This is a genomic window from Streptomyces sp. NPDC002754, assembly GCF_053592315.1.
In genome coordinates, this window is record NZ_JBSFVM010000007.1 from 148,854 (window position 1) to 173,671 (window position 24,818).

The window sequence follows — 24,818 nt, forward strand, 5'->3', positions numbered from 1 at the left end:
AGCTTCAGTATCTGGCCAAAGAATCTTGACCCTGCATTGACCAACTGTCGAACTTTGACGATTGGTCACGCATAATGCGTCCATGCGAACGACTCAACGTAAGGCGCAGGAAGTTGCGGAGCGTGACCGGAAGCTGGTGGATGTCGCGCTCGACATGGTGTGTCGCGACGGCTTCCACAATCTGACGCTGGGGAAGCTGGCCGACGAGGCCGGCTACTCCAAGGGCACCGTCTACAACCACTTCACCTGCAGGGAAGACCTGCTCATCGAGCTCTCCGCGGAGAGTGCGCGCCGCCAGCTGCGCTACTTCCAGGCGATCGCCGATCTGCCCTGGGACGGGGTGCGCTCCGTGTACGGCATGGCGCTCGCCTATCTGCGGCACGCCGAGGTGGCTCCGGTGCTGTTCGAGTGCAGCATCACGGCGCGCACCGACGCCGTCTGCAAGGTTGCCTCCGAGCAGCGGCTCAAGCGGCGTGACCTGGTCGAGGCGCAGATGTCGCAGGTGGTGGGGTACGCCGTGGAGCGCTCCGTCGCCGAGGGCTCCTTCGAGAACGCCGATGTGGAAGCGGCCGTCGCGGTGGACGCCCTGCGCGCCTACATCCTGGGCTACGCGGCCATGCACCTGCTCTCGCGGCGCTTCCTGTGGGCCGGCGACGAGGATCGCGACGCCCGCCTGAAGGTGATGACCTCCATGGTCGGCGGCCTGGGTTGGGAGCGTCTCGCCGCCGACGACGTGGCGCGGCTGTCGCGCGAGGTGGCAGGCATCGTCGACGCGATCGCCGCACAGTAGACCTCTGATAGTCGCTCTGAGTAGGCAACGCGCCCCGCGGGGGAAGCGGGTTGCCTCGTTCCGCATTTCGGCATTCACACTCCGTTCATCGACATCGACCTTGAACCAGTTGTCAAAAATCGACGACTCGTCATAAGTTGATGGAGCGCCCGGCCGATCGGTCGGGCCGTGATGCGGAACGGAGGGGCAATGCGCATCAACATCGCTCGCCGCGGAAGTGCTCTGTGGCACGCGTGTGTCGATCTGGCCCGGGAGCGCTACGCACGGGACTACGACGCACGGATCGCACCGTCACCGGACAGCTTCATCGCCCTGTGCTCGGACGAGGGCGAGGGGGCGGGCAGCGGATCGGATGTCGTCCCGCTGGCCTGTGCGGGACTGACGTACGGAGGGGAACGCAGCCTCCTCATCGAGAACTACCTGGGAGACGAGGTCGGCAGCGCCATATCCCAGTACACGCGCACCGCATGCGAGCCGGCCGGTCTTGTCGAGGTCGGACCGCTGGCCTCCAGCGAGCCCGGCGCGGGCCTGAAGCTCATCGGCATGGTGCCCGCACTGTGCTGGTGCAACGGCGCCTCCTACCTGCTGTGCACCGTCACCCAGCCGCTCGCCCGCACCCTGGCGCGGATCGGACTGCGGTTCACCGGCCTCGCTGAGGCCCGCGAGGACGCGCTGCCACCGGAGCAGCAGGGCAACTGGGGCTCGTACTACGACACGAAGCCCGTGGCCGGGTTCATCGACCTGCGGGCGTTCGACGCCGGCATCAACCGTGAGGCCGAGTCCGGCTATCACCTCGCCGTGACCTGGGCGCAGGAGGCACCGCTCGCCGTGCAGGGGGCGGGTGCCCGATGAGGAAGATCCACGACGGTCTGTACGCACCCGAGCGGCGTGACCACGTCCTCGTCGAGAGGCTCGCCGCCGACGGCTCGGTCGCCGACCTCTTCACGTACGGGGATCTCGCGGGCTGGAGCGGGCAGATCCGGCGGCTGCTCGCCGATCTCGGCGCCGACGCCGGCGCCACGATCGGCGTCGTCGCGGGCAACGGCCCGGAATGGGTCGCCGCCGATCTCGCGCTGCTGCTCGGCGGGTATGTCGAGGTGCCGGTGCCGCTGGCGTTCTCCGGCGAGCAGGCCGCCTCGCTGCTGAAAGAGGTGCGGCTCTGCCTCGCCGACGAGGCCGGGGTCAGCAAGCTCGCCGAATGGGGCCTGGACGGCGCCGTCACCGTGCTGCCGATCGCGGCGGACAGCGGCGCCGGGAACCGGGTGGCCCAGCCGGAGGACCTCCGGCTGCCACCGGACGAGCGGATCATCAAGGTCATCCACACCTCGGGGACGACCGGTGCGCCCAAGGGCGTGAAGATCCGGTCGAAGGCGCTCGAGGCGTTGCTCGTCTCCCTCGACTCCGTCTCGCCCGACGGGGTGTACGCCCGCTATCTCTCTCTGGTGCCGTTCAGCCTGCTCATCGAGCAGGTCACCGCGGTCTACCTGCCGATCATCAACGGCGGCCGGATGATCCTGCTGCCCGAGGACACCGCGCTGCTCGGCACGGCGGGATCACGTGCCGACGACGTGGTCACCTGGATGCGCGCCGCGCGGCCGACCGCCGCCGTGCTGCCGCCGGCCGCGGTGAGCGCCCTCGACAAGGCGGTGCGGGGCGCCGAGGCGGGCCCCGTGCTCGGCGAGGGTGTGCGGCCGTTCCTGATGGCGGGCGGCGCGCCCGTCGACGTAGCGGCTCAACTGCGCCTGGACGCGGCCGGGTTGCGGGTGCACGAGGGGTACGGGCTGTCCGAGAACAGTTCGGTCGTCTCGTGGAACACCCCCGAGCACTGGCGACCCGGAACGGTCGGCAGGCCGCTGCCGCACTGCGAGGTCCGGCTCTCCGAGGACGGGGAGCTGCTGGTGAGGTCGACGTCGCTGTTCGCCGGATACACCGTCGAGGACCCGACCAGCCGCCCCGTCGACGAGGACGGCTGGCTGCACACCGGGGACCGCGGCGAGATCGACGAGGACGGCTTCATCCGCATCCTCGGCCGGCTGAAGAACGTGATCATCACCAGTCACGGCCGCAACGTCTCGCCCGAGTGGGTCGAGGGCAGCCTGCGCAGCTGCCCCTCGGTGGTGGACGCCGTGGTGTTCGGCGAGGGCCTTGAGCACCTCTCGGCCCTGCTGATCACCGGCGAGGCCTTCGACGCCGGCCTGGTCGAGGAGGTGCGGCGGCAGGCACGCGCGTACGCCGAACGGCACCTGGCGGAGACCGACCGGCCCGAGCGCTTCTTCGTGGTGGCCGACAGCAGCGACTTCCGCCGCACGTACTTCACCGTCACCGGCCGGCCGCGACGCCAGAAGCTCTTCGACGACCTGATCGCGGTCACGAGCGAGTACGGCCACCGGGACGACCACAACATCTGACCTGCACACGAACGGGGACCCAGCCATGACAGTTGCCCAGAACACGCTGCGCCTGACCAGCATCGGCGACGGCGACGGCATGATGATCACGCCCACCGGCATCGACGCCGACTTCACCGAGCTGTACCAGGCGGGCCTCGACGGCCTGCTCGCCGACACCGGCCACCTCCTCATCCGCGGATTCGCCCCGGGCGTCGAGGAGTTCAACGAACTGGTGCGCCGCTACAGCTCCCGCACCACCCTCGACCCGGCCCGCGCCTTCCACGGCAACGCCGCGCAGAAGGTCGACTCCGGACACGACCCGATCGGCCTGCACCTGGAGAACGGGGCCACGCCCTTCGCCCCCGACCTGCTCTGGTTCCACTGCGTCAAGGCCGCCGCGTCCGGCTCCGAGACGACCGTCTGCGACGGCTTCCGGGTCTGGGACGCGCTGTCCGAGCGGGCCAGGAAGGTCTTCGCCGGCAACCCGGTGACGTACGCCCGCAGCAATGTCCCGCGGACCATGTGGCAGCGGCTCGCCGCCCACCTCACCGGCCCCGACGCCGACCCGGACGACATGACCGTCGACCACCTCCGCGCCGTGTCCAACCAGGGCGCCGACGCCGTCTTCACCGAGGCCGCCGACGGCTCGCTGACCTACGAGTACCGCGTGGGCGCCGCCCATCCGACCCGTACGTCCGCGCGCACCGCGTGGGCCAACAGCATCCTCGGCCCCTCGTTCAACTACGAGGCGCCCGAGATCCGCTTCGCCGACGGCTCGCCGATACCCGACGACGTGATCGCCGAGTACACCGAGGTCTCCGAGAAGGTCACCGAGGAGATCCAGTGGGAGGACGGCGACATCGTCCTCATCGACAACACCCGTGTCATGCACGGCCGCCGGGCGATCACCGACCCCGAGCGCACCATCCTCAACGCCCAGAGCTACGCCAGGAGCTGACCCATGAAGTACGGCATCGTCATCCGCTACGAGTTCGACACCTCCTGGCTGCGTCTGAGCCGCGAGCAGCGGGGTGAGAAGGAAGAGGTCTTCCAGAAGGAGATCGTCGGGCCCTTCGCGGACCGGATGTCCGTCCGGCACTTCGACGCCGAGGCGTTCGCCACGGACTACTCCGACTTCCTGTTCGTCGAGACCGACGACATCAAGACCTACTACTACTTCATCGAGAAGCTGCGGGACAGCGAGTTCGTCGCCCAGGGCTGGGTGCGGCTGCGGGACATCTCCATCGGGCTGCAGGACGGCTACAAGGAGTTCGAGAATGACCAGGTCTGACCAGTTCGACGGCATCGCGGAGGCCGTCCGCACCGAGCTGGCCTCGGTGACCCGGCTCGCGCACATCAACACCTTCCACCCGGGCGCCTTCGACTGGAGCGAGGCCGGCACGCGGGCCGAGCGCGAGTTCGCCTCCGTCGTCGCGTACGGGGAGACCGGTCACGAGACCGAGGCCGTCGCCTACCTCACCAAGGAGCTGGCGCAGCTCGCCGAGATCGAACGCCACGTCAGTACTGTCATGGCCATGGTGATGGGAGAGCTGCACGACCTGCGCGACCCCATCAACCTCGGGCACGAACTCCACCACGCCCTCTCCTGCTTCGCCGCCGAGGAGATCCAGCACGCCAACACCTTCTACCGGTACGTGCGTGCCCTGTCCGGCGCCGAACCCCGCGTGGAAAAGGCCCTCTTCGACGAGCGCCTCGACGTCTTCCGCACCGACGACCACCCCTACGTCAAGCTGGTCGCGCTGTGCTGCTCGGCCTACGTCGGGGAGTCCGTGATCACCGTGTTCGAGCACCGCACCGACGCGCTCGACCCCGACCGGACCCGCTTCTTCACCCGCCTCCTGCACACGCACGGCCTCGACGAGGCCCGGCACGTGAAGATCGACCACGTGGCGATGAAGCTGATCCACCCGGCGCTCACCGCCGAGCAGCAGCAGCGCGTACGGGCACTCCTCGACCAGATCGAGGAACTGAACCGCACCCTCGCCGCGACCTTCGAAGCCCGCACCCGGCAGCTCCTCGACGTCGACTTCGTCACCGGCAACCCGGCGGCCGCCGTGCAGTTGGAGATGACGAAGGCGTTCGGGCGGAAGGTCTTCGCCGACGACGGCACGCTCCACAGCGTCGACGAGATCCTCGACGACGAACTGGCGGGACTCATCACGGAGTTCTCCGGTGTCGGCCGCGTGCACGCCGCGGCCGTCGCGGCGCCGACGAAGGCGCTGAGCACATTGGGGAGCGCGTCGTGACGTCCGCGGCCGTCGGTTCGGGCACCGTCGCACCTGCCCGTCCGGCTGTGGCCGGGGGCAGGGTCGCGGTCGCCGCGGCTGTGCTCGCCCTGCTCCTGGCCGCGATGGACGCCACCGTCATGGGCACCGTGCTGCCCAGCGTCCTGTCCGACGTCGGCGGCGGCTCGGGCGGCGGATACGCCTGGCTGGTATCCGGGTTCATGCTGGCGCAGGTGGCGGGCACCCCGCTGGCGGGGTGGGTCGCCGACCGGCTCGACGATCGAATCCTCGCCGTCGGCTCGACGCTGGTCTTCCTCGGCGCCTCCGTGCTCGCCGGGGTCGCGGGTTCGTTCGGCGTGCTGGTCGCCGCCCGCGTGCTGCACGGCCTGGCCGCCGGCGCGATCGTCGTCTCCAGTTACGTGATCGTGGGCCGGGTCTTCGGAGCCGAGCGGCGCGCCAAGGCCCAGTCGATGCTGAGCACGGTCTGGGGCGTGGCCGCCGTCCTCGGCCCCGTCGTCGGCGCGGCCGTCACCGAGGTCTGGGGCTGGCGCTGGGTGTTCTTCCTGAACGTGCCCCTGTGCGCCTTCGTCGTCCTGGCCGTCCTGTTCGCCCTGCCCAAGCGGCAGGCCACCTCGGGGGCACGGGCACCGGCACGGGCACCGGGCTCCGGCTTCCCGGCGGGGGAGTACCTGCTGGTCACCGGCGGTTCGGCGCTCGTCCTGGTCGGATTGCAGGGCGGCGAACTCGGCCTCGGTACGATCGGCGGCGCCCTCGCCGCACTCGCGGGCATCGTGGCGCTGGTCCTGGTGCGCCGCTTCGGCGGCGGCCTCGTACCGCGCCGGATCCTCGCCCGGACCCCCTCGGCGGGCGCGGCCCTGGCCACCGTCGGCGCGTGCGTCGTGATGTACGCGACGGTCACCGTGCTGCCCGTACGGCTCGCCGCCTCCGGCACCTCGACCACTCGGATCGCCGTGGTCGTCGGCCTGGCCGCACTCGGCTGGGTCGCCGGAAGCGCCGTCACCGGCGCGACAGTGGCCAAACACGGCTATCGGCCCTTGCTGTTGGCGGGCGCGGTCGCCCTGCTGATCAGCGCCGTGCTCAGCGCCACAGGCGAACTCGCCTGGCTGGCCGGCGTGACCGCGGGGCTCGGCACCGGAGCCGTCACGGCCACGACGCTCGCCCTCATCCAGGACCAGTCGCCGCCCGAGCAGTTGGGCGTGGCCACCTCGGCCGCGACGATGCTGCGCAACCTCGGTTCGGCGGCCGGCGTGAACGGCATCGCGGCCCTGACCGCGACGCTGGCCACCACCTCCCATCACGGCCAGCAGAACCGGGCGTTCTGGGTCCTCGCCGCAGTGGTCCTCGTGACCGTCCTCGCCCCGGCGGTCACGGCGCCCCGCCGGCGCGCCACCACCGGGTGACAGCTGCGGCAACAGCTGGGGCAGGGGCGCTCGGACGCCCCTGCCCCGGTCGGCCGCGAACAGAACGGAACACGATGACCCCGACCACGACGGCTCCTCCCGCGCCGACCGGGGCGAAGGCGCCGCATCCCTGGCTGAGCGCTTCGACGGCTGTCGCGGCCGGTACCGACGTCACCGCCCGAACTTCTCGACCGCCTCCGCCGTGACCGGCGTGAAGAAGTTGACCAGGTTGCCGTCGGGGTCGCGGAAGAGGAGGGAGCGGTTGCCCCAGGGCATGGTGGTGGGCTCGGTGACGAAGTCCGTGACGTAGCCGGTCAGGTCCTTGTGGGTGCGGTCCACGTCGGCGACGAGGAACTCGGTGATCACGCTGTGGTTGGCCGCCGGGCGGGCCGAGTCCGGGGCGAACAGCGGGACCGTGCGGGTACTGGCGATCGCGAGTGTGGCGGCCGGTGTGCGGAGTTCGGCGAAGTCCTCGGTCGCCCACGTCGCCTGCACGCCCGTGGCCCGCTCGTAGAACTCGACGAGGCGTGCGACGTCGGCCGTGATGATGCGGATCGATACGAAGTCCATGGGGTGGGGCTCCCTGAGTCTGGGCGGGGTCGAGTGCTTCGCAGGCTAGGGGAAATAGGGGACAGAATCGGTCCGGTATCCGCGTTAGTGTTCGAGCATGTCCCGACCCGCAGGGCGCGTGCTCACCCTCCTCGAGTTGTTGCAGTCGGGCGGCACCCGGACCGTCGCCGAACTCGCCGACCGGCTCGGCGTCGACGGGCGTACCGTGCGGCGGTACGTCGACCACCTCGTCGACCTCGACGTGCCCGTGGAGTCGGTGCGCGGCCGCTACGGCGGGTACCGGATCGGTCCCGGTCACCGGCTGCCCCCGCTGATGCTGGGCGACGACGAGGCGCTGGCCGTGCTGCTCGGCCTGATCGCCGGTCGGCGGGCGGGGCTGACGGCGGCGGGGAGCACGGCGAGCGAGACGGCCGCGGCGAAGATCCGGCGGGTGCTGCCCAAGCCGCTCGCCCGGCGGCTCGACACGCTCCTGGACTCGCTCTCCTTCACGGACCGGCCCGGCGAGCAGGCCCCCGCCCCGGACGCCGGGGTGCTGCTCACCGTCGCCGACGCGGTGCGCCACCGTCGGCCGGTCTCGATCCGGTACGTCGACGGGGAGGGGCGGCGCAGCGAGCGCACGCTCCATCCGTACGGGATCGTCGCCCACGTGGGGCGGTGGTACGTCACCGGGCGGGATGCCGGGCTCGGTGAGGACCGGACTCTTCGGCTCGACCGGATCGTGGACGCGCGGTCGCTGCCGGGTACCTTCGAGGCGCCCGAGGAGGGCGACGGGCCCGAACCGGCGCAGCGCGTGCTGACCGGGCTTGCCACGGCCCCGTACCGGTACGAGGTGACCCTGCGGATTCACGGAACCGTTGAGCAGATCCGGGGTCGACTCCCCGCGAGTGTCGCGGTGTTGGATGAGACGGAGGTCGAAGAGTGTTGGCGGCGCGTCGAGCTGCGGGCGCAGCGGCTCGACTGGCTGCCACCCGTGCTGGCCTCGCTCGACCGGCCGTTCGTCGTCGAGCGGCCCGCCGAACTCAGCGACCTCGTAGGCGAGTTCGCCGAGCGGCTCGGCTCGTACGCCCGTCGAACCTGACGTCACTCCCTCGGCGTGAGCGAAGGTGTCGGCGCCGGGCCCGGTGCTCAGTCCACGCTGTAGCAGCGGATGGCGATGGTGACCCCGTCCTCTGGGTTGCCTTCGTCGCGTGCGAGGCCGACGAAGACCGTGCGGGTGAGCCAGAGGTGGGCGGGGGTGTCGGTGCGGAACGTCGGCGCCGTGCGGAAGTAGCCGGAATCCTCCACGTAGTAGCCGCGGTTGACGATGTCGATGACGGCACCGTCGTCGGCCCGCAGCAGGTAGCGGGCCTCCAGCTCGCAGACGCCGCCGCGGGTGTTCGACCAGTCGCCGCCGCCGGACAGCACCGTGCCGCTCAGGCGTGGGCCGCGTACGGTGCCGCCGGTGATCGGGGTGAAGTCCGTGCGTTCGCCGGCGCCGTGGCCGATGTGCAGGGGTTCGGTGACCTCGGCGCGGATCTCGAAGGCGTAGGAGAGGCGGGGGGTGGTGGGGGATGGAGCGGTGGTCATGGGGTGTGAACCTCTCGTCAGTGGAGCGGTGTTGAGGTCGCGCGGCTGCGGCTCGGGCGCCAGCCCGGGCGCGGGACCGAGTCGAGCAGCGTGCGGGTGTACGTCGCCGTGGGCTCGGCCAGTACCGTGCGGGTGGGGCCGCGTTCGACGATGCGGCCCCGGTGCATGACGGCGATGTCGTCGCATACGTGCTGGACGATGCCCAGGTCGTGGGTGATGAACAGGTAGGCCACCGAGGTCCGTTGGCGGATCTCGCGGAGCAGCGTGAGGATCTGTGCCTGCACGGAGACGTCGAGCGCGGCGACCGCCTCGTCGAGGACGAGGATTTGGGGCGCTACCGCCAACGCCCTTGCGATTGCCACGCGTTGGCGTTGGCCGCCGGACAGGGCGTGGGGCCGGGAGGCGGCCTGTCGGTCGTCGAGGCCCACCTGTTCCAGGAGCCCCGCCACGCGTCGGTCCAGGGCCGAACCGCGCAGGTCCGTGTGGAGCGCGAGAACCTCGGCGAGGCAGTCGCGAACGCGTTGGCGGCGGTCCAGGGAGGCATATGGGTCCTGGAAGACCATCTGGATCTCGCGGGCGGCCCGGCGCCGCTGGGCCGTCCGGCGGGGTGGGCCGTGGCGTTCGCGTCCGGCGAGGCGGACGGTCCCGGCCGTCGGGCGTTCCAGACCGGCGACCATCCGGGCGGTGGTCGTCTTGCCGGACCCCGACTCGCCCACGACAGCCAGCGAGCCGCCCGGCGCCAGCGTCAGGTCGACGTCCTCGACGGCGACGAGCTCGCCGAACTCCTTGCGCAGACCGCTGACTTCCAGCACGTAGGGCCCTTGAGGGCGGGCCGGTTCAGGCGTCGAGGGCATCGGCGGGCTCCACGGGGTAGTGGCAGGCGGCGAGACCGTCGCCGACGGGGCGCGGCTGTGGGCTCTGCGCGCGGCACAGGTCGCGGGCCGCGGGGCAGCGCGGCGCGAACGCGCACCCCGGCCCGGCCTCGAACGCGGACAACGGGCGGCCGGGCACGGCCCGCAGCTCCCGCGCGTCCGCGCCCGGCGCGGGGCGGGAGGCGAGCAGCGCCCGGGTGTACGGATGGCGGGACGACGTGTGCAACCGGTCGCCGGGAAGCTCCTCCACCACGGAGCCCGCGTACATCACGGCGATCCGGTCGCACACGGCGGCCGCGAGCGCCAGGTCGTGCGTGATGAACAGCAGGGCGAGACCGCGGGCGGCGCGGGCCTCGTCGATGATCGCCATCACCTCGGACTGCGTCGTGACGTCGAGCGCCGTGGTCGGCTCGTCCGCCACCAGCAGCCGGGGGCCGCCGGCGAGCGCCGCCGCGATCATCACCCGCTGGAGCAGCCCCCCGGACAGCTCCGGCGGACGCTGCCGCAGCCGGCGCTCCGCGTCGGGGATCCCGACGTCCCGCAGCAGCCCGGTCACCGTTGCGGTGGCCTCGCGCGGCCGGGTGCCGTGGGCGATCAGGCCCTCGGTGAGGAAGTCGCCGACCGTGCGGACCGGGTTGATGTGGGCGCGCGGGTCCTGGTGGATCATCGCGACGTCCTTGGCCCGCAGCGCCCGCAGTTCGCCCGCGCCCATCGCCGGTACGGACACGCCGTCGACGAGCACATCGCCCTCGACGCGGGCGCCCGGTGGCAGCAGTCGGAGCACGGAGCGCGCGGTGAGCGACTTGCCGGAACCGGACTCCCCGACGAGGCCGAGCGCCGAGCCGGCCGGTACGGAGAGGTCGACCCGGTGGATGACCGGGCGGTCGACGCCGCCCACGGGGAGGGTGACCCGCAGACCGCGGATGTCGAGGAGCGCGGTCGCCGGCCCACCGCTCTCGGCGCCCGTCGGCCCGTCGCTTTCGGCGCCCGTTGGCCCGCCGCTCACGGTGCCCGTCGGTGCGTCGCTCTCGGTGCTTGTTGGGCTGTCGCTTTCGGCGGTCGCCGGGTCGTCGCTCACGGTGCCCGTCGGCCCCTCGCTCTCGGCGCCCGTCGGGCTGTCGCTCTCGGCGCCCGTCGGCCCCTCGCTCTCGGCGCCCGTCGGGCTGTCGCTCTCGGCGCCCGTCGGGTCGTCGCTTTCGGCGCCCGTCCGGTCGTCGCCCGCGGCTCCCGCCGGACCTCGTCCTCTCCCAGCGGTCATCGGGGTTCCCCCTTGCCTGGTCGTCATCGGCCGCCCTCCTCTCCCAGCAGCCGCCGTGACAGGCCGTTGCCGAGCAGCGTGCAGGAGATCACGAACACGACGATCACCAGGCCCGCGTACAGCGACTGTTCGGCCCGCCCCGCCAGGACGCCCGACGCGCCCTGCGCGACCATCAGCCCCCACTCGGCGGTCGGCGGCTGTGCGCCCAGGCCGATGAACGAGAACGCCGCCACGTCGAGCAGCGTGTAGCCGAACGACACCGTCACCTGCACCAGGATCAGCGGCAGCAGCGCGGGCGTCAGGTGGCGCAGACAGATCCGCCGGCCCGGCACGCCGAGCATGCGCAGCGCGGACACGTACGGCAGGTGGACCTCGCGCAGCGCGGCGCCGCGTACGGTCCGTGCGACGTACGGGAGGTAGGCGACGGACAGTGTCACGACCGCCACCTGGAGGCCCGCGCCGAAGACGGCCGCGCCGACCACGGCGAGGATCAGGCCCGGGAAGCCGAACACGACGTTCAGGGCCGTCGAGACGACACGGTCGTACCAACCACCCAGCCACGCCGCCGAGATGGCGATCGCCGTGCCGACGACGCTCGCGACGAGCGTGACCACGGCGGGTGCGAGCAGGCTGAGCCGCGCCCCGTACAGGACACGCGAGAAGATGTCGCGTCCGGTGTCGTCGGTGCCGAACCAGTGGGCGCTCGTGCTGCCTTGGTAGACGGCCATCGGGTCGACGGCCTCCGGATCGTACGGCGCGATGAGCGGTGCGCACACGGCGGCGAGGGCGACGAGCGCGACGACGGTGGCCGCGGCGATCAGCAAGCCGTTGCCGCGGACCAGTGAGCGTGCGTGCCCCGACAGGCGGGTGCTTACGATGAGTTGATGGGTCGTCATGCGGTGGCCTCCAGTGGCGTACGCCGGTCGAGGAGCGCGGAGACGACGTCCACCACGGTGTTCACGCCGACGAACAGCACGACACTGATCAGCGCGAGAGCCTGCACCACCGCCAGGTCCTGTTTCGCGGCGCTCTGCACGAGCAGTGCCCCGATGCCGTTGATCCCGAAGGCCTGCTCGACGATCGCGCAGCCCGCGATCAGCCCCGCCACGGCCACCCCGGAGACGGAGAAGATGGGCGCCGACGCGTTGCGCAGCACGTGCTTGCGCACCACGAGCCGTTCCGGCAGGCCACGGCCGCGCGCGGTCAGTACATGCTCCGAGGCGAGTTCGGCGCGCACCGCGGAGCGCGTCACCTGGGCGACGTACGCGAGCCAGGTCGCGGCGAGCGCGAGCGCGGGCAGCGTCAGGTGCTCGAGCCGCCCGGCGAACCCCGACCCGCTCCCGTACGCGGGGAAGAGGCCCCAGCGCACCGAAAGCCACCAGATCAGCAGCACCGACATCACAAACGTCGGCACTGCCATCAGTGTCGTCGTCACGACGGTCACCACCGTCTCGCCCCAGCCGCCGCGCAGCGCCGCGAGCGTGCCGAGGGCTACACCCGCCACGATGATCAGGACGGCGGCGAAGGCGACGAGGAACAGGGTGTTGCCGAGCCGGTCGCCGACCAGGTGCGAGACGGAGTCACGGTAGCTGAGGGACTGTCCGAGATCGCCGTGCAGGAGCGCGGTGAGCCAACGCCAGTAGCCCTGGAGGAACGGGTCGTCGAGGTGGTACTGGTGGTGGATCTCGGCGAGCAGGCGGGCGCTGGGCGGCTTGCCGCCGCCGACGAGGAGCGTCGCGGGGTCGCCCGGCGAGACGAACAGCGCCCCGTACACGGCGACGCTCGCGATGAGGGCCGTCATGGCGAGCATCGCGGCGCGCCGGGCCATGAACCGCCAGATCATGATGAGGACTCCGACCCGGAGCCGGCGCTCTCGCCGGTGCCGCCGATGTACGCAGCCCACGGCATGTTGATGTAGGCGAAGGAGGCGGGGGTGCCGCTGATCCGCTTGTTCAGGAACATCCGCTCGTACGGGCAGGCGATGGGCACGATCGGGTAGTCCTGCGCGTACAGCGCCTGCGCCTTGGTGAACTCGCGTGCGGAGGTCTTCGGGTCGTCCGTGCCCTTGGCGGCCCGAACATGTGAAGTCACCTCGCTGTTGCGGTAGTTGACCCAGTTCATCGGGGACTTCGGGTCGGTGAGCATGTCCGCGTACGCGAGCGGGTCGGGGATGTCCACGTATCCGAGGGTCATCGTGGCGTCGAGCCCCTTGCGCAGCGCCGGGTTGGAGAACAGGCCGGACATCTGGGTCGGCTGCAACTGCCGGATGACGATCTTGAGGCCGATCCGCTTGGCGGAGGCCTGGAGGAATGTCAGGGTCTGCAAGGACTGTTGGTCGCCGGCGGCCATGGCGACCGTGAGCGTCCGCCGCTTCGGGGCGGCCTCCGCGACGAGCGTCTTCGCCTTCGCGGCATTCGGTTCGGGGGAGGCGGGCAGCGCGGCGTACCCCTTGGCGTACACGTCCTTGGCCGGGCTGTTCTTCCAGACCAGGGAGGGGATAAAAGTCTTCTGGCGCTGGGCCGCGCCGTCGAAGACGTTCTTGATGAGGGCGTCGCGGTCGAGGACGAGTGAGAGCGCGTCGGCGATACGGCGGTCGGCGAGCGGCGAGGTGGGGGAGGTGGCCCCGAGGAACACGGTCTGCGCGGAGGGGCCGTAGTGCACGCTCCCTTCCTTCGAGCCGCGCAGCGCCTTCGCGGAGGTCGACGCGAGCTCGTAACTGCCGTCTATCTGACCGGACATGAGGGCACTGGTGAGCGTCCCGTTGTCGGTGATGAACCGGAAGGTGAGCTTCTTGACCTTGGGGCGCAGGGACGCGTCCCAGTACGCGGGGTTACGCACGAGGGTGATGGAATCGCCGGACCGCCAACTGTTCAACTTGAACGGCCCGGTGCACATCAGGCCACCGCGCGCCGTGCCGTACGCGGGGCCCGCCTTCTTCAGGTACGAGGCCTTGTTGACGGCGCCGAACCCGTTGACGAGGTACTTCAGGAACAGCGAGTCGGGCGTGCGGAAGCGCACGGTGACCTGGTGTCCCGAAGTGGCCTTGATAGTGGTGACGTTGGCGAGCACGGGGGCGTTGACGCTCTGCGTTGCCGGGACGCGCTGCCGCTCCAGGCTCGCGACGACGTCGGTGGCGGTCATCAGGCTGCCGTCCCAGAAGCGGACGCCGCGCCGCAGGTTCAGGACGAGGGTCTTCGGGTCGGGCCGGTTCCATGAGGTGGCGAGGCCGGGGGCCGTCGAGTAGTCGGCCTTCAGGCGGATCAGCGGGTCGCAGACGTTGGACGCGACGGTGCTGGGCGAGTAGTCGCCGACCTTCGCCGGGTCCAGCGTGCTCGGCTCGCCCATCGGCAGGTTCCACGTGACGTGGTCGAGGGTGCCGCGCGCGGTGGGGGTGGTGGCCGTGAGCTTGATCGCGTCGGTCGTCGTGGTAGTTCCGGAGGAGGAACAGGAGGTCAGGGCGAGCGTGGTGGCCAGCGCCGCGAGAGAGATGACGGTGAGTCGGGGAGCGTGCATGAGGGTGCTCCTGAGGAGGATGGAGTGCTGAGGCGGTACGGGGTCCTTCGCTGTGGGGGGTGGCGGTGCGGGTGCCGGGTCAGGCCCCGGTGGGCAGGACCGAGAGGGTGAGGCGTGAGGGGTGGGCGTCGCCTGTGCGAAGCGTCTGGACGGAGGACTTGGCCGCGGCCGTGGTCCACGGGTTGTCCTCACTGCCGGACGACGGCAGGAAGAGCGGGTAGTCGCTGGACGCGAGGAGTACGGCGAGCCGGTGTCCCGGGCGCACCCGGTAGCCGGTGTGGCCGAGGTCGACGCGGATCTCGTCCGGGGCGAGGTCGGGGCGTATACAGGCCTCGCCGCGCGCGATCAGGTGGGCTCGCCCGTCGGGGCGCACGTCCACGAGCTTCACGAAGACGTCGAACACCGGGGCGGTGCCGGCGACATGGAGGTGCAGGCCCAGCGGCCCCACCAGGTCGAGCGGTTCGGTGAGCGCCGCCGCGGAGAAGACGAGCACGTCGTCGCGGGAGGCCGTGCCCGCCAGATCGGGGTAACTGTGCAGATACTCGAAGGAGTTGAAGGTGTCCGACGGCACCAGTTCCTCCGGTTCGTACGTCCACTGCGCCGAACTCGGCGCACCCGCAGGGGAGTCCGTGAGCGTCCCGCCCGGAAGCGGTCCCGCCGCCCGCTCGGGCCTCTCCAGCCAGAGCGTGCGCTCGACGGTTCCGGGCGGCGGCCAGCTCGTCGACGTATGCCACTCGCCGTGCCCCAACTCCCAGTGCACCTTGGACAGTTCGCCGACCGGCCGGACGCCCTTCAGGAACACGTCGAAGAACTCGATCGCCGGGTCGACGTACTGCGGAAGCATCCGGTCGAGGGCCGCCGGGTTCGCCCCGTGGTCCGTCCCGGCGGTGGCGGGCGCGTCGGCGAGGCGGTAGTTCTCGTGGTCCACCGCGCCCGCCCACAGGTACTGCACGGCGTCCCAGCCGGGCCGGGCCGCGAGCGCCAGATAGTCGCGCAGGTGCGGGATCAGGATGTTGTCGAACCAGCCCACGCAGTGCAGCACCGGTACGGGGCGCGCGTCATAGGGGTGCCTGCCGCGCGCCGGGAACAGGTCGGTGAAGTGCGGAACGAGCGCGTCGAACCAGGCCGAGCGGGCGCCGATCGCGCGGAACGCCTCCTCGAACTGCTCGACGACCGGGCGCACCGACCGATCCGGCTCGTACGCGTACAGGCCCTGGTCCACCCAGTAGTGGGCGTAGTACTCGATGCCCTCCAGCCACACGGGCCGGCCGACGCCCGGCGGGTCGTGCGGGCCGCTTCCCTGGGTCGTCGCGTTGAAGTCGACCGTGGTCACGCGCGGCACGACGGCCCGCAGCGCCGGATGCTGGGAGGCCACCGCCGCCCACTGCGTGTAGCCGTAGTACGAGTCGCCGAACATGCCCACCAGCCCGTCGGACCAGGCCTGTTGGACGATCCAGTCGATCGTGTCGTAGCCGTCGTCGGACTCGCGCAGGAACGGCAGCGTCTGCCCCTCGGAGCGGAACTTGCCGCGCACGTCCTGCACCACGACGGCGTAGCCGCGGGCGGTGAAGCGGGCGGCGATCTTGTCGAAGTACACGTAGCGGCTGTTCTTGTCGTACGGCAGGCGTACGAGGACGGTCGGGACCGGCACGTCCGCGAGGTCCGCCGGGTCCGCGGCGCCATCGGGTGGATACACGTCCGTGGCGAGCCGGATCCCGTCGCGCATCCGTACCCGGTACTGGCGGGCCCGCTCGGACACGGGAGCCGGGCCGACACGCGTGAAGCGAAAGGTCATGGAGGGGTCCCCCAAAATCTCCTGGAAACAGGGCTGGAGAGGACGAGTGAAGGGAGAGCGGCGCCGTGATGAAACGGCGTTGTACAACAACATTGCAGCTCCGTGTGAACGCGGTCAACCCATTGGGTTAAGGTCGGCGACATGCCGATCGAGGTAGACGAGGCCAAGCGGCTCGACGAGATCGCGAGCGCCACCATCCAGGTCGCCAGGGATCGCGGCGTGCGCTCCGTGACCATCCGGGCCGTGGCCCAGCAGCTCGGTGGGTCCACGGCGATGGTGACCAACTACGTGTCCAGCCGCGCCGCGTTGATGATCAACGCGCTGCGCCGCGCCGGGGCCGACTGGACCCGCGAGCTGGAGCGGGCCATAGAAGGCGCCGAGGGTGAGGACAGGCTGCGCGCCGCGGTCCGCTGGATGTGCACCACCGAGCAGGACGACGAGGTGGTGCGCCGGCTGATGATGGAGATCGCCAGTGCGGGGCCCGGCGCCGAGGTCGAGGACATGCGGCGGTCCACCGCGCGCGGCGACCGGGAGGGCCTCGGGGAGCTGGTCGCCGAAGCGGGGCTGCCCGACGCGGAAGTGAGCGGCGACATCCTCCATCTGATCCTGCGTGGCTACTGGCTGGCGACGCTGGAGGACCCCGAGAGCTGGCCGGCCGAGCGCGGCGAGCGGGCGATCCTGGCCGTGATCGACAGGCTGCGGGAGTCCGCGGACTGAACGCCCTTCCGCGGAACCGCTGTTGACATCGGCGGGTGCCGGGCCGCAGTCTGTGCGCGAAATAAAACGCCGTTGTATCTCACGCTCGCGCCGCGCCAGAAGCAGCCAGAAGCAGCTGGAACCGGAAGAGGTGCCCCATGGGAAGTCCCGGCCAGAACACCGAGTTGTGGCAGCGCCCCGCGGCCGAACTCGCCGCCGCCGTAGGCGAAGGGGAGGTCTCCTCGTACGAGGTCGTCACATCGTGCCTCGACCGCATCGACGAGACGAACCCGAAGGTCAACGCGCTGGTGGAGGTCCGGCGTGACGAGGCGCTCGCCGCCGCGCGACAGGCCGACGCCGACCTCGCGGCCGGTGCCGAACCCGGCCCGCTGCACGGCGTGCCCGTCTCCATCAAGGTCAACACCGAGCAGCGCGGCCACGCGACGACCAACGGTCTGGCCGCGCTCGCGGGGGAGGTCGCCGCCGAGGACGCGGCCTGCGTCACGGCCCTTCGTGCCGCCGGGGCGATACCGCTCGGGCGCAGCAACGTGCCCGCGTTCTCGCTGCGTTGGTTCTCCACGAACGACCTGCACGGGCGGACCCTCAACCCCTGGGACGCCGCACGCACGCCCGGCGGCTCCAGCGGGGGAGCGGCGGCCGGGATCGCGGCCGGGATGACGCCGCTGGCGCAGGGCAACGACATCGGCGGGTCGATCCGTTTCCCGGCGGCCTGTTGCGGCGTGGTCGGGCTGCGGCCCACCGTGGGCCGGGTCTCCGGCTGGGCGCCGCCCGCGTACGCCGACACTCCGCAGGGCCGGATGCCGCTCGACCTCCCGCCCACCGTGCAGGCCTGCGCGGTGCAGGGGCCGCTCGGCAGGACGGTTGCGGACGCGCGGCTCGCGCTGCACGCCATGAGCACGCCCGACCTCCGCGACCCCTATGGCGTCCCGGCGCTGCCCGAAGCGCGCGGCCAGGCCCCGACCCGGGTCACGCTCGTCCGGGGCAACGACGGCGCGAAGAACCACCCTGCCGTCGACGCGGCCCTCACCGACGCCGCCGCCCGCCTCGCCGACGCCGGGTACGAGGTCGACGAGGTGGCGGCCGAACCACTCCTCGCGGAGGCCGCCCGGCTGTGGCTGCTCCTGCTCACGGAGGACACCAGGCCGTTGCTCCGCGTGGTGGACCGGATCGGCGACGACGCCATCCGTACCGCACTGGCCCGGCACTTCAAGGCGTCGGCCGCCGTGTGGGGCGCGGCGCCGGACCTGGAGACGTACATCAACGGCTGGGGTCGGCGCGGCGCACTCGTCACTCGGCTCCAGCAACTCCTGGGCACCGGCCGCCTGTTGCTGACCCCGGTGTGCGCCGAGCCGCCCTTCGAGCAGGACGCCGACATCGCGGACGAGACGCGTGGCCTGGAGCTCTTCCCGGCGATGTGGCCGATGACGTCGGTCCCGATCCTCGGCTTCCCGGCCGTCACCGTCCCGGTGGCCGCGCACGACGGGCTGCCGATCGGGGTGCAGTTGGTGGGCGGCCGGTTCACGGAGGACGGCCTGCTGGACGCCGCGCAGGCCGTCGAGGAACGGTCGCCGGTACTGAGGACGTGGGCGTAGACCCACCCGCGCATTGCTCGTGGCCCCCGCCCACACATTCCTCAGCGCACCGGAGCCCCCGGCCCCAGCGGAATCCCGAGCGCCCACCACGCGAGGAACAGCAGCGTCCATGTCGCCGTCATCGCGATGGCGAGGGGCAGCGTGTACGCGGCGAGGGTGCCGATGCCCGCGTCCTTGCGATAGCGCTGGAGGAAGCCGAGGGCCATCACGAAGTACGGGCTCATCGGGGTGATCGCGGTCGACCCGGAGTCGGCGATGCGGAACAGGGCCTGCGTCGTCTCGGCCGGCACGTGCGCCAGCATCAGCATCGGTACGAGGACGGGCGCGGCCAGCGCCCACATCGCGGTCCCGCTGGTCACCACCACGTTCACGACGGTCAGCAGAAGCAGGATCAGCAGGAACACCACGACGATCGGCATCCCGCTGTGCTCCAAGAGTTCCGCCGCCCGCACCGCCAGGACGTCGCCGATGTGCGTCCAGTCGAAGTAGGCGAGGAACTGGGCGATGGCGAAGAACAGCACCAGCACGGGCGCCATCTGCTTCACGCCCGCCGCCATCAGCTTCGGTACGTCGCCGGGCTTCGCGATCGACCCCGAGCGCGCCCCGTACACGATGCCGGTGAGCGCGAACAGGATGGCCACGACCGCCGCGATGCCGTCGATGAACGGGGACTCGACGATGCTGCCGCCGTCCCCGCGCAGGGGCGAGGACGTGGGGACGAGCGCCGCCACGACCAGCAGCAGGCCGCCACCGAGCGCGAGCAACGCCCGCCGCAGCGCGGACCGTTCGCGCTCGCTGAGGTCCAGCGTGCCCAGGTCCTCGACGTCGGCGTCCGGATCCGGGTCGAGGTCCGGCCGCTTGGCCAGCACCCACCGCGTGACCAGCGTGATGACGGTGGCGAGCAGCAGGGAGGAGGCGATGTTGAAGAACCAGTTGGACAGCGGGGACACGTACGCGGCGTCGCCGCCCGCGATCTTCGCGGCCGCCGTCGTGATGCCCGCGAAGATCGCGTCGTTCGGCGTCGGAATCGGGCTCGCGTCGTAGCCGGAGGCGATCGACGTGTACGCCACGACGATGCCGAGGATCGGGGAGCGGCCCACGGCGCGGAAGGCGAGGCCGCCGAGCGGCACCAGGATGATGTACGCGGCGGCCGACGCGACGTGCGCCACCGTCCCGGCGAACGCGACGGCGAACACCACCCACGACGCGGGCACCCGCGCGACCCCGACCTTCATCGCGGCGGACAGGAACCCGCTGCGCTCGGCGACGGCGACGCCCATGATGACGACCACGATCGTCGCCATCGGCGGGAACTCGGCGAAGTTCGACACCATCGTCGACACCGCCATGGCGAGCCCGTCGCCGCTGAGCAGGTTCTGCACGACGACCGTCTTGTGGTCGGCGGGCGACACCACGGACACGTCGAACCCGGCGAGCACGGCGCTGACGACGGCGAGCACCGCCGACAGGATCCAGAACAGCCAGAACGGATGCGGCAGCGCGTTCCCCGCCCGCTCGACGACGCCGAGGGCGCGGATGACGAGGGGCAGCCGCGCCGCATCGGCTCCGGTCCCGCCCGACGGGGGCGCTTCTCTCTGTACGGTCATGATGTCGGCTCCGAACTAGCGTGGAGGGGAGGGGAGTTGGTGGTTGCGGAAGAACGCCCACATCACCTTGTGGGCCTGGATCGTCTGCGTCGTGTAGCCGCCGCCGCTGTAGCCGTCGGCTCCCGGCCAGGTGTGTCCGCCGTCGGTGACCGCGACGTGCGCCACCTCCGCGCCGTCCGCGCAGCCGGTCCACCGCGACGTCGTGATGTCGGGCTCGGTCACCTCGTCAGGCGTTCGGGCGCGGCAGCCGTCCCGGTCGGCCCACTCGCGCACCCAGTCCTGGATGGCGGGCAGCCCGCGGTCGGTGTCGCCCGCGTACGGGATGGTGGTGTCACCGGTGCCGTGGAAGTCGAGGACGGGCATCGGGCGGTCCTGGGCGCAGCCGCCCTCGCGCGTGCCGGGGTAGAAGGCGCCGGCGACCGGTGCGACGGCCGCGAAACGGTCGGACATCCGGCAGGCGAGCAGGCCGGTGAACCCGGCGCCGTTCGACTTGCCGGTGGCGTACACTCGCCGCTCGTTCACGCACAGCGAGCCTTCGAGGGAGTCGAGGAGGTCCCCGGTGAACGCGACGTCGTCCACGCCGGCCGCCGCGTACGGGGCGCCCTGCCAGGCCTGCCGCTGCCCGTCGCCGGTGCCGACGACACCGTTCGGGTACGCGACGATCGCGGGCAGCGTGGAGAGGCGCGAGAACGCCTCGGTTCCGGCGCCGGTGTTGCCCCGCCCGTGGTACGCGATGATCAGCGGCCAACTCCGGTCGGGTGTATAGCCGTTGGGAAGGTGGAGCTGGTACGTGCGCTCGCGGCCTCCGCTGGTCATGGTGTGCGGGACGCTGGTGCCGGGTTGCTGCGCGGTGGGGGCGTCGCAGCCGGTGGGGCGGGCGGCAGGGGAGGCCTGGGCCGGGGCGAACGGTACGGTGACGAGCGCGGCGGCCAGTACGCAGGCACGCCGAAGTAGACCCTTCATTGCGGCTCCTAAATGAGGGTTGCTCAGGGGGACGGGTCAGTGGGACGGGTCAGTGGGACGGGCCAGGGGGGGCGGGTCAGGGGGCTGGAGCTAGAGGTCGAGCCATTCCTCGACGAAGGCGGACACGCGGTCGACGGCGGCGGCCACGATGGCCTCGCCGTCCTCGGCCGTGACCGAAGTGGGGTCGCCGAGCACCCCGTTGGCGCTCAGCTCGTCGTACGGCAGGGTCAGCGTCGGCTGCGAGAAGGAGCGGGCGAGGCGCGCCTCGGGCTTGAGCCCGTCGACGGCGACGGACCCCGGCTCCAGGCGGTCGCGATGCACCAACTCCGGTGCCAGGTGCAGCATTTGGGCGGTCTCCGCCTCCCCGCTGTGCCCGCTGACCTCGCTCACGCCCATCTCCCCGATCACGTCGGACGCGAGTGAGGTGACGGGCGTCCAGGCGAACCGCACATCGGGGTGGGACACGAGCAGGTCCTGCGCCACGGTGGTGAGCGTCGCGTTGTTGCCGCCGTGTCCTGTGAGCACCAGGAACCGCCGCCAGCCGTGCCGCCGCAGGCTCTCGACGTACTCGCGCACGACGGCGGCGAACGTGGTCGTCGTCAGCGTCACCGTCCCGGCGAACGCCATGTGGTGCGGCGAGACGCCGACCGGGAGCGGCGGGCCGATCACCACGCGTCCGGCGAGCCGGGCCCCGACGAGGTCGGCGATCCGCTCGGCGCGGATGGTGTCCGTGGCGATCGGCATGCCGGGGCCGTGCTGCTCGTAGGCGCCGGCGGGGATGATGACGACGGGTGCGCGGGTGACGGCCTCGGCGGCCTCTTCGGTCGTCAACTCGGCCAGGTGCAGGGGCTGTTCGGAGCTCACGAGAGCTCACCTCCGTCGGGGAAGTCGGCGCCGAGCACGGTGTCCCGGATCGCGGTCAGGTGTTCGCGGGTGATCCGCTCGGCGGCCGGCGCGTCGCCTTCGCGTACCGCCTCGACGATCTGGAGATGCTCGGCGTGGTCGCGCTCCCGGTCGTTGTACCGGTGCCGGATCTCGACCTGGTCGCGGGCGCGGACCTGGAGCAGCGCCTCGACGGTCTCCTTCAGCAGCGCGTTCCCGCTGGCCGTCGCGAGCGCCACGTGGAAGTGCACGGACCGGCGCAGCGACTCCTCGGGCGGGAACAGGGCGTTGGCCGCCGCGTGCTCCAACTGCTCGACCCCTTGCGGGAGTCGAATGCGCGCCGCCTCGGCCGCCACCGCCGGCTCGACGACGAGGCGGGCCTCGACGAGTTCGAGCACGGACCGCCGCGAGGTGCGCGGCCGGTGCGGATTGGCGAGCAGCCGCCGCTCGATGCCGGGCCCGACGTACGTCCCCGAGCCGTGCCGGAACTCCACGACCTGCATGGCCTCCAGGCGGCGCAGCGCCTCCCGGACGGTCGGCGTCGTCACCTCGAACCGCTTGGCCAGCTCGCGCGAGGAGGCCAGGGCGTCTCCGGGGGAGAGGCGCTCGGTGCGGATGATCTCGACTATGTCGTCCGCGAGGCGCTCGGACAGCGAGGGTTGGTCGACGTAACTCATGAAGTGAATAGATCACTTGGTTGGTGAGGGTGTCAACGGTCGTGCACGGCTCCGTTTCACCCGGCCGCGACGCGCCCTTCAGTACCCCGCCCTACAGCACCCCGCGCTCCATCGCGACGACCACGGCCCGCGTCCGGTCGCCGACGTCCAGTTTCGCGAAGATGCGCAGCAGATGTGTCTTCACGGTCGCCTCACCGATCACGAGGCGCTTCGCGATGTCCGGGTTGGACAGGCCGTCCGCGACCGCCGTCAGGACGTCCACTTCGCGCGCGGTCAGCGCCGTCTGCGTCGGCCGGCGCAGCTTCGCCACCAGCTTCTGGGCCACGCGCGGGGCCAGCACCGTCTCGCCGCGTGCCGCCGAACGGATCGCGTCGACGAGCTGTTCGCGCGTGGTGTCCTTGAGTAGATAGCCGATCGCGCCCGCCTCCACCGCGCGCTCGATCTCGGAGTCCGTGTCGTACGTCGTCAGGATCAGCACGCGGGTGCGGCTCGGCCCGGCGACGATCCGCTCGGTCGCCGCCACCCCGTCGAGCCCCGGCATCCGCAGGTCGAGCAGCGCCACGTCGGGGCGCGACTCCTCCACGAGCGCCACGCCGGACCGGCCGTCGTCCGCCTCGCCGACGACCTCGATGCCGGCCTCGGGTGCGAGCAGGGCGACGACGCCGGCCCGCATCACGGTGTGGTCGTCGACCACGACGACCCGCAGCATCGCCGCATCACTCACGCCACTCACGTCACTCGTGCCGCTCATGCTCGCTCCTCTTCGGTCCGGGTGCCGGGCAGTTGGGCCAGAACGCGGGTGCCGTCCCCCGGGGAGCTCGTGACGGTCAGCTCGCCGCCGAGCTCGGCGAGCCGCTTGCGCATGCCGTCGAGGCCGAAGCCGCGCGCCGAGGACACGTCGAAACCGCTCCCGTCGTCGGTGACCTCCAGATCGATGGCGCCCGCGCCCTGCTCCAGCACCACGACGACGGTCGAAGCGGCGGCGTGCTTACGGACGTTGGCGAGCGACTCCTGCGTGCAGCGCAGCAGCGCGATACGGGTCTGCTGGTCGCAGTCGACCTCGGCCAGCTCGGCTTCCACCGTGATCCCGGTGTCCTCGGCGAACCGGTCGAGGGTGCGACGCAGTGTGCCCGCCACCGGGCCCTGCGCGCCGCCGCCCGGCGGGGGCGTGGCGCCGACGAGAGCGCGCGCCTCCGCCAGGTTCTCCCGTGCCGTCTGCTCGATCGACGTCAACTGCTGCGCGGAGCGCGCCGATTCTGCCGGGAGTCCCGCGCGGGCCGCTTCCGCGAGGACGATGATCGAGGCGAAGCCCTGGGCGAGCGTGTCGTGGATCTCGCGGGCCATCCGCTCCCGCTCGTCCGCCGCACCCTGCTTGCGCTGCGCCGCGTCCAACGCCTGCTGGGCGTCCGCGAGTTCGTGGCTCAGTTTCTTGGTGCGGGCCTCGCTCTGCTCCGTCAGCCGGTGTACGAGGAGGCCCACCGTGGACCCGGCGGCGTACCCGGCGAGGGTGAACAGGACGTTGCCGCCGAGCAGTTGGGTACCGGACTCGCGTCCGGCGATGGTGCCGGCGGCCGTGAGCGCGGCGGCCGCACCGCTGAGTGCGAGGGCGGCGCCCGGCCCGGACGCGTAGATCCAGAAGTGCGGCAGCGACACGATGAACAGGGCGGCGCCGCTGCCCATCGTGTACGACACCGCGCCGACCCCGGCGGCCAGCAGCGCGAGGTAGGCCGTCGGCCGCAGCAGCTCCCGGCCGGGGAACATCGCCACGGCCGCGTACGCGCAGGTCATGGCGGACAGCAGCACGAACGTCGGGTACTTCGTCCCGGCCGGGGTGTCCGCCACCGCGAGGGCAGGCGGCACCAGGCCGCACAGCACCCACACCACTGCGTTCCACCGGTGGAGTGCGGGCACGACGGTCGTGGGGCTGGGGGCGAGGAGAGGCGCTCGGCTGCTGTCCAC

24 protein-coding genes are annotated in these 24,818 nt (G+C 71.6%); 10 read left to right on the forward strand and 14 right to left on the reverse strand.

Going from position 1 to position 24,818, the window contains the following annotated elements:
* Positions 1 to 82: 82 nt before the first annotated feature.
* The 7 genes from ACWD2L_RS17815 to ACWD2L_RS17845 all read left to right on the forward strand — a co-directional run bounded on the left by ACWD2L_RS17815 (position 83) and on the right by ACWD2L_RS17845 (position 6,847).
* The gene (locus tag ACWD2L_RS17815; protein WP_351334198.1) at positions 83 to 790 is read left to right on the forward strand and encodes a TetR/AcrR family transcriptional regulator; all 708 of its coding nucleotides are present in this window, start codon (positions 83 to 85) and stop codon (positions 788 to 790) included.
* 189 nt (positions 791 to 979) lie between these two features.
* Complete coding sequence (locus tag ACWD2L_RS17820; RefSeq protein WP_351334200.1) at positions 980 to 1,642, forward strand: thermostable hemolysin; 663 nt, start codon at positions 980 to 982, stop codon at positions 1,640 to 1,642.
* The gene (locus tag ACWD2L_RS17825; RefSeq protein ID WP_351334203.1) at positions 1,639 to 3,198 is read left to right on the forward strand and encodes an AMP-binding protein; all 1,560 of its coding nucleotides are present in this window, start codon (positions 1,639 to 1,641) and stop codon (positions 3,196 to 3,198) included. Before ACWD2L_RS17820 ends, ACWD2L_RS17825 begins: the two co-directional genes overlap by 4 nt.
* A gap of 25 nt (positions 3,199 to 3,223) precedes the next feature.
* The gene (locus ACWD2L_RS17830; protein ID WP_351334206.1) at positions 3,224 to 4,138 is read left to right on the forward strand and encodes a TauD/TfdA family dioxygenase; all 915 of its coding nucleotides are present in this window, start codon (positions 3,224 to 3,226) and stop codon (positions 4,136 to 4,138) included.
* Positions 4,139 to 4,141: 3 nt separating this feature from the next.
* Positions 4,142 to 4,471 carry a hypothetical protein gene (locus tag ACWD2L_RS17835; RefSeq protein WP_351334208.1) on the forward strand — a complete coding sequence of 110 codons (330 nt, stop codon included), beginning with the start codon at positions 4,142 to 4,144 and terminating at the stop codon, positions 4,469 to 4,471.
* Positions 4,458 to 5,447 carry a hypothetical protein gene (locus ACWD2L_RS17840; RefSeq protein WP_351334210.1) on the forward strand — a complete coding sequence of 330 codons (990 nt, stop codon included), beginning with the start codon at positions 4,458 to 4,460 and terminating at the stop codon, positions 5,445 to 5,447. The genes ACWD2L_RS17835 and ACWD2L_RS17840 overlap by 14 nt, the downstream gene beginning before the upstream one ends.
* The gene (locus ACWD2L_RS17845) at positions 5,444 to 6,847 is read left to right on the forward strand and encodes an MFS transporter (protein WP_351334213.1); all 1,404 of its coding nucleotides are present in this window, start codon (positions 5,444 to 5,446) and stop codon (positions 6,845 to 6,847) included. Before ACWD2L_RS17840 ends, ACWD2L_RS17845 begins: the two co-directional genes overlap by 4 nt.
* 171 nt (positions 6,848 to 7,018) lie before the next feature.
* Here the strand turns inward: ACWD2L_RS17845 and ACWD2L_RS17850 are convergent, their stop codons facing one another.
* Positions 7,019 to 7,417, reverse strand: coding sequence for a VOC family protein (locus tag ACWD2L_RS17850; protein ID WP_351334216.1), 399 nt, complete (start codon positions 7,415 to 7,417; stop codon positions 7,019 to 7,021).
* Positions 7,418 to 7,514: 97 nt separating this feature from the next.
* On the opposite strand from ACWD2L_RS17850, the gene ACWD2L_RS17855 reads away from it, so the two are divergent.
* Entirely contained in the window at positions 7,515 to 8,495 is a 981-nt protein-coding gene (locus tag ACWD2L_RS17855) for a helix-turn-helix transcriptional regulator (protein WP_351334217.1), read from the forward strand.
* A gap of 47 nt (positions 8,496 to 8,542) precedes the next feature.
* Here the strand turns inward: ACWD2L_RS17855 and ACWD2L_RS17860 are convergent, their stop codons facing one another.
* From ACWD2L_RS17860 to ACWD2L_RS17890, 7 genes are all read right to left on the reverse strand, one after another.
* Entirely contained in the window at positions 8,543 to 8,983 is a 441-nt protein-coding gene (locus ACWD2L_RS17860; protein WP_351334220.1) for a DUF3237 domain-containing protein, read from the reverse strand.
* A gap of 17 nt (positions 8,984 to 9,000) precedes the next feature.
* Positions 9,001 to 9,837: an ABC transporter ATP-binding protein gene (locus ACWD2L_RS17865; RefSeq protein ID WP_351334223.1), complete on the reverse strand. Its 837-nt coding sequence runs from the start codon at positions 9,835 to 9,837 to the stop codon at positions 9,001 to 9,003.
* A complete protein-coding gene (locus ACWD2L_RS17870; protein WP_351334226.1) occupies positions 9,821 to 11,113 on the reverse strand; it encodes an ABC transporter ATP-binding protein in 1,293 nt (430 codons plus the stop codon). The genes ACWD2L_RS17865 and ACWD2L_RS17870 overlap by 17 nt, the downstream gene beginning before the upstream one ends.
* Before the next feature lie 23 nt (positions 11,114 to 11,136).
* Positions 11,137 to 12,009, reverse strand: a complete 873-nt coding sequence (locus ACWD2L_RS17875; RefSeq protein WP_351334229.1) for an ABC transporter permease — start codon at positions 12,007 to 12,009, stop codon at positions 11,137 to 11,139.
* Complete coding sequence (locus ACWD2L_RS17880) at positions 12,006 to 12,956, reverse strand: ABC transporter permease (protein WP_351334231.1); 951 nt, start codon at positions 12,954 to 12,956, stop codon at positions 12,006 to 12,008. The genes ACWD2L_RS17875 and ACWD2L_RS17880 overlap by 4 nt, the downstream gene beginning before the upstream one ends.
* On the reverse strand, positions 12,953 to 14,626 hold the full coding sequence (locus ACWD2L_RS17885) for an ABC transporter substrate-binding protein (RefSeq protein WP_351334233.1): 1,674 nt from the start codon (positions 14,624 to 14,626) through the stop codon (positions 12,953 to 12,955). Before ACWD2L_RS17885 ends, ACWD2L_RS17880 begins: the two co-directional genes overlap by 4 nt.
* A 79-nt stretch (positions 14,627 to 14,705) precedes the next feature.
* Positions 14,706 to 16,421, reverse strand: a complete 1,716-nt coding sequence (locus ACWD2L_RS17890; protein WP_351334236.1) for a CocE/NonD family hydrolase — start codon at positions 16,419 to 16,421, stop codon at positions 14,706 to 14,708.
* 141 nt (positions 16,422 to 16,562) lie between these two features.
* Here ACWD2L_RS17890 and ACWD2L_RS17895 point away from each other — a divergent pair, with 141 nt between their 5' ends.
* Both ACWD2L_RS17895 and ACWD2L_RS17900 read left to right on the forward strand, forming a co-directional pair.
* Complete coding sequence (locus ACWD2L_RS17895) at positions 16,563 to 17,138, forward strand: TetR/AcrR family transcriptional regulator (protein ID WP_351334238.1); 576 nt, start codon at positions 16,563 to 16,565, stop codon at positions 17,136 to 17,138.
* A gap of 137 nt (positions 17,139 to 17,275) precedes the next feature.
* Entirely contained in the window at positions 17,276 to 18,730 is a 1,455-nt protein-coding gene (locus ACWD2L_RS17900; RefSeq protein WP_351334240.1) for an amidase, read from the forward strand.
* Positions 18,731 to 18,771: 41 nt separating this feature from the next.
* On the opposite strand, the gene ACWD2L_RS17905 is transcribed toward ACWD2L_RS17900, so the two are convergent.
* From ACWD2L_RS17905 to ACWD2L_RS17930, 6 genes are all read right to left on the reverse strand, one after another.
* Positions 18,772 to 20,337 (reverse strand): AbgT family transporter, encoded by a 1,566-nt coding sequence (locus ACWD2L_RS17905; protein ID WP_351334241.1) that lies wholly within the window; start codon positions 20,335 to 20,337, stop codon positions 18,772 to 18,774.
* Positions 20,338 to 20,352: 15 nt separating this feature from the next.
* On the reverse strand, positions 20,353 to 21,300 hold the full coding sequence (locus ACWD2L_RS17910; RefSeq protein WP_351334243.1) for an alpha/beta hydrolase family esterase: 948 nt from the start codon (positions 21,298 to 21,300) through the stop codon (positions 20,353 to 20,355).
* A 90-nt stretch (positions 21,301 to 21,390) separates the two neighbouring features.
* Positions 21,391 to 22,164 (reverse strand): creatininase family protein, encoded by a 774-nt coding sequence (locus ACWD2L_RS17915; protein ID WP_351334244.1) that lies wholly within the window; start codon positions 22,162 to 22,164, stop codon positions 21,391 to 21,393.
* On the reverse strand, positions 22,161 to 22,859 hold the full coding sequence (locus ACWD2L_RS17920; protein WP_351334245.1) for a FadR/GntR family transcriptional regulator: 699 nt from the start codon (positions 22,857 to 22,859) through the stop codon (positions 22,161 to 22,163). Before ACWD2L_RS17920 ends, ACWD2L_RS17915 begins: the two co-directional genes overlap by 4 nt.
* A 91-nt stretch (positions 22,860 to 22,950) precedes the next feature.
* On the reverse strand, positions 22,951 to 23,610 hold the full coding sequence (locus ACWD2L_RS17925; protein ID WP_351334248.1) for a response regulator transcription factor: 660 nt from the start codon (positions 23,608 to 23,610) through the stop codon (positions 22,951 to 22,953).
* The gene (locus ACWD2L_RS17930) at positions 23,607 to 24,818 is read right to left on the reverse strand and encodes a sensor histidine kinase (protein ID WP_351334250.1); all 1,212 of its coding nucleotides are present in this window, start codon (positions 24,816 to 24,818) and stop codon (positions 23,607 to 23,609) included. The genes ACWD2L_RS17925 and ACWD2L_RS17930 overlap by 4 nt, the downstream gene beginning before the upstream one ends.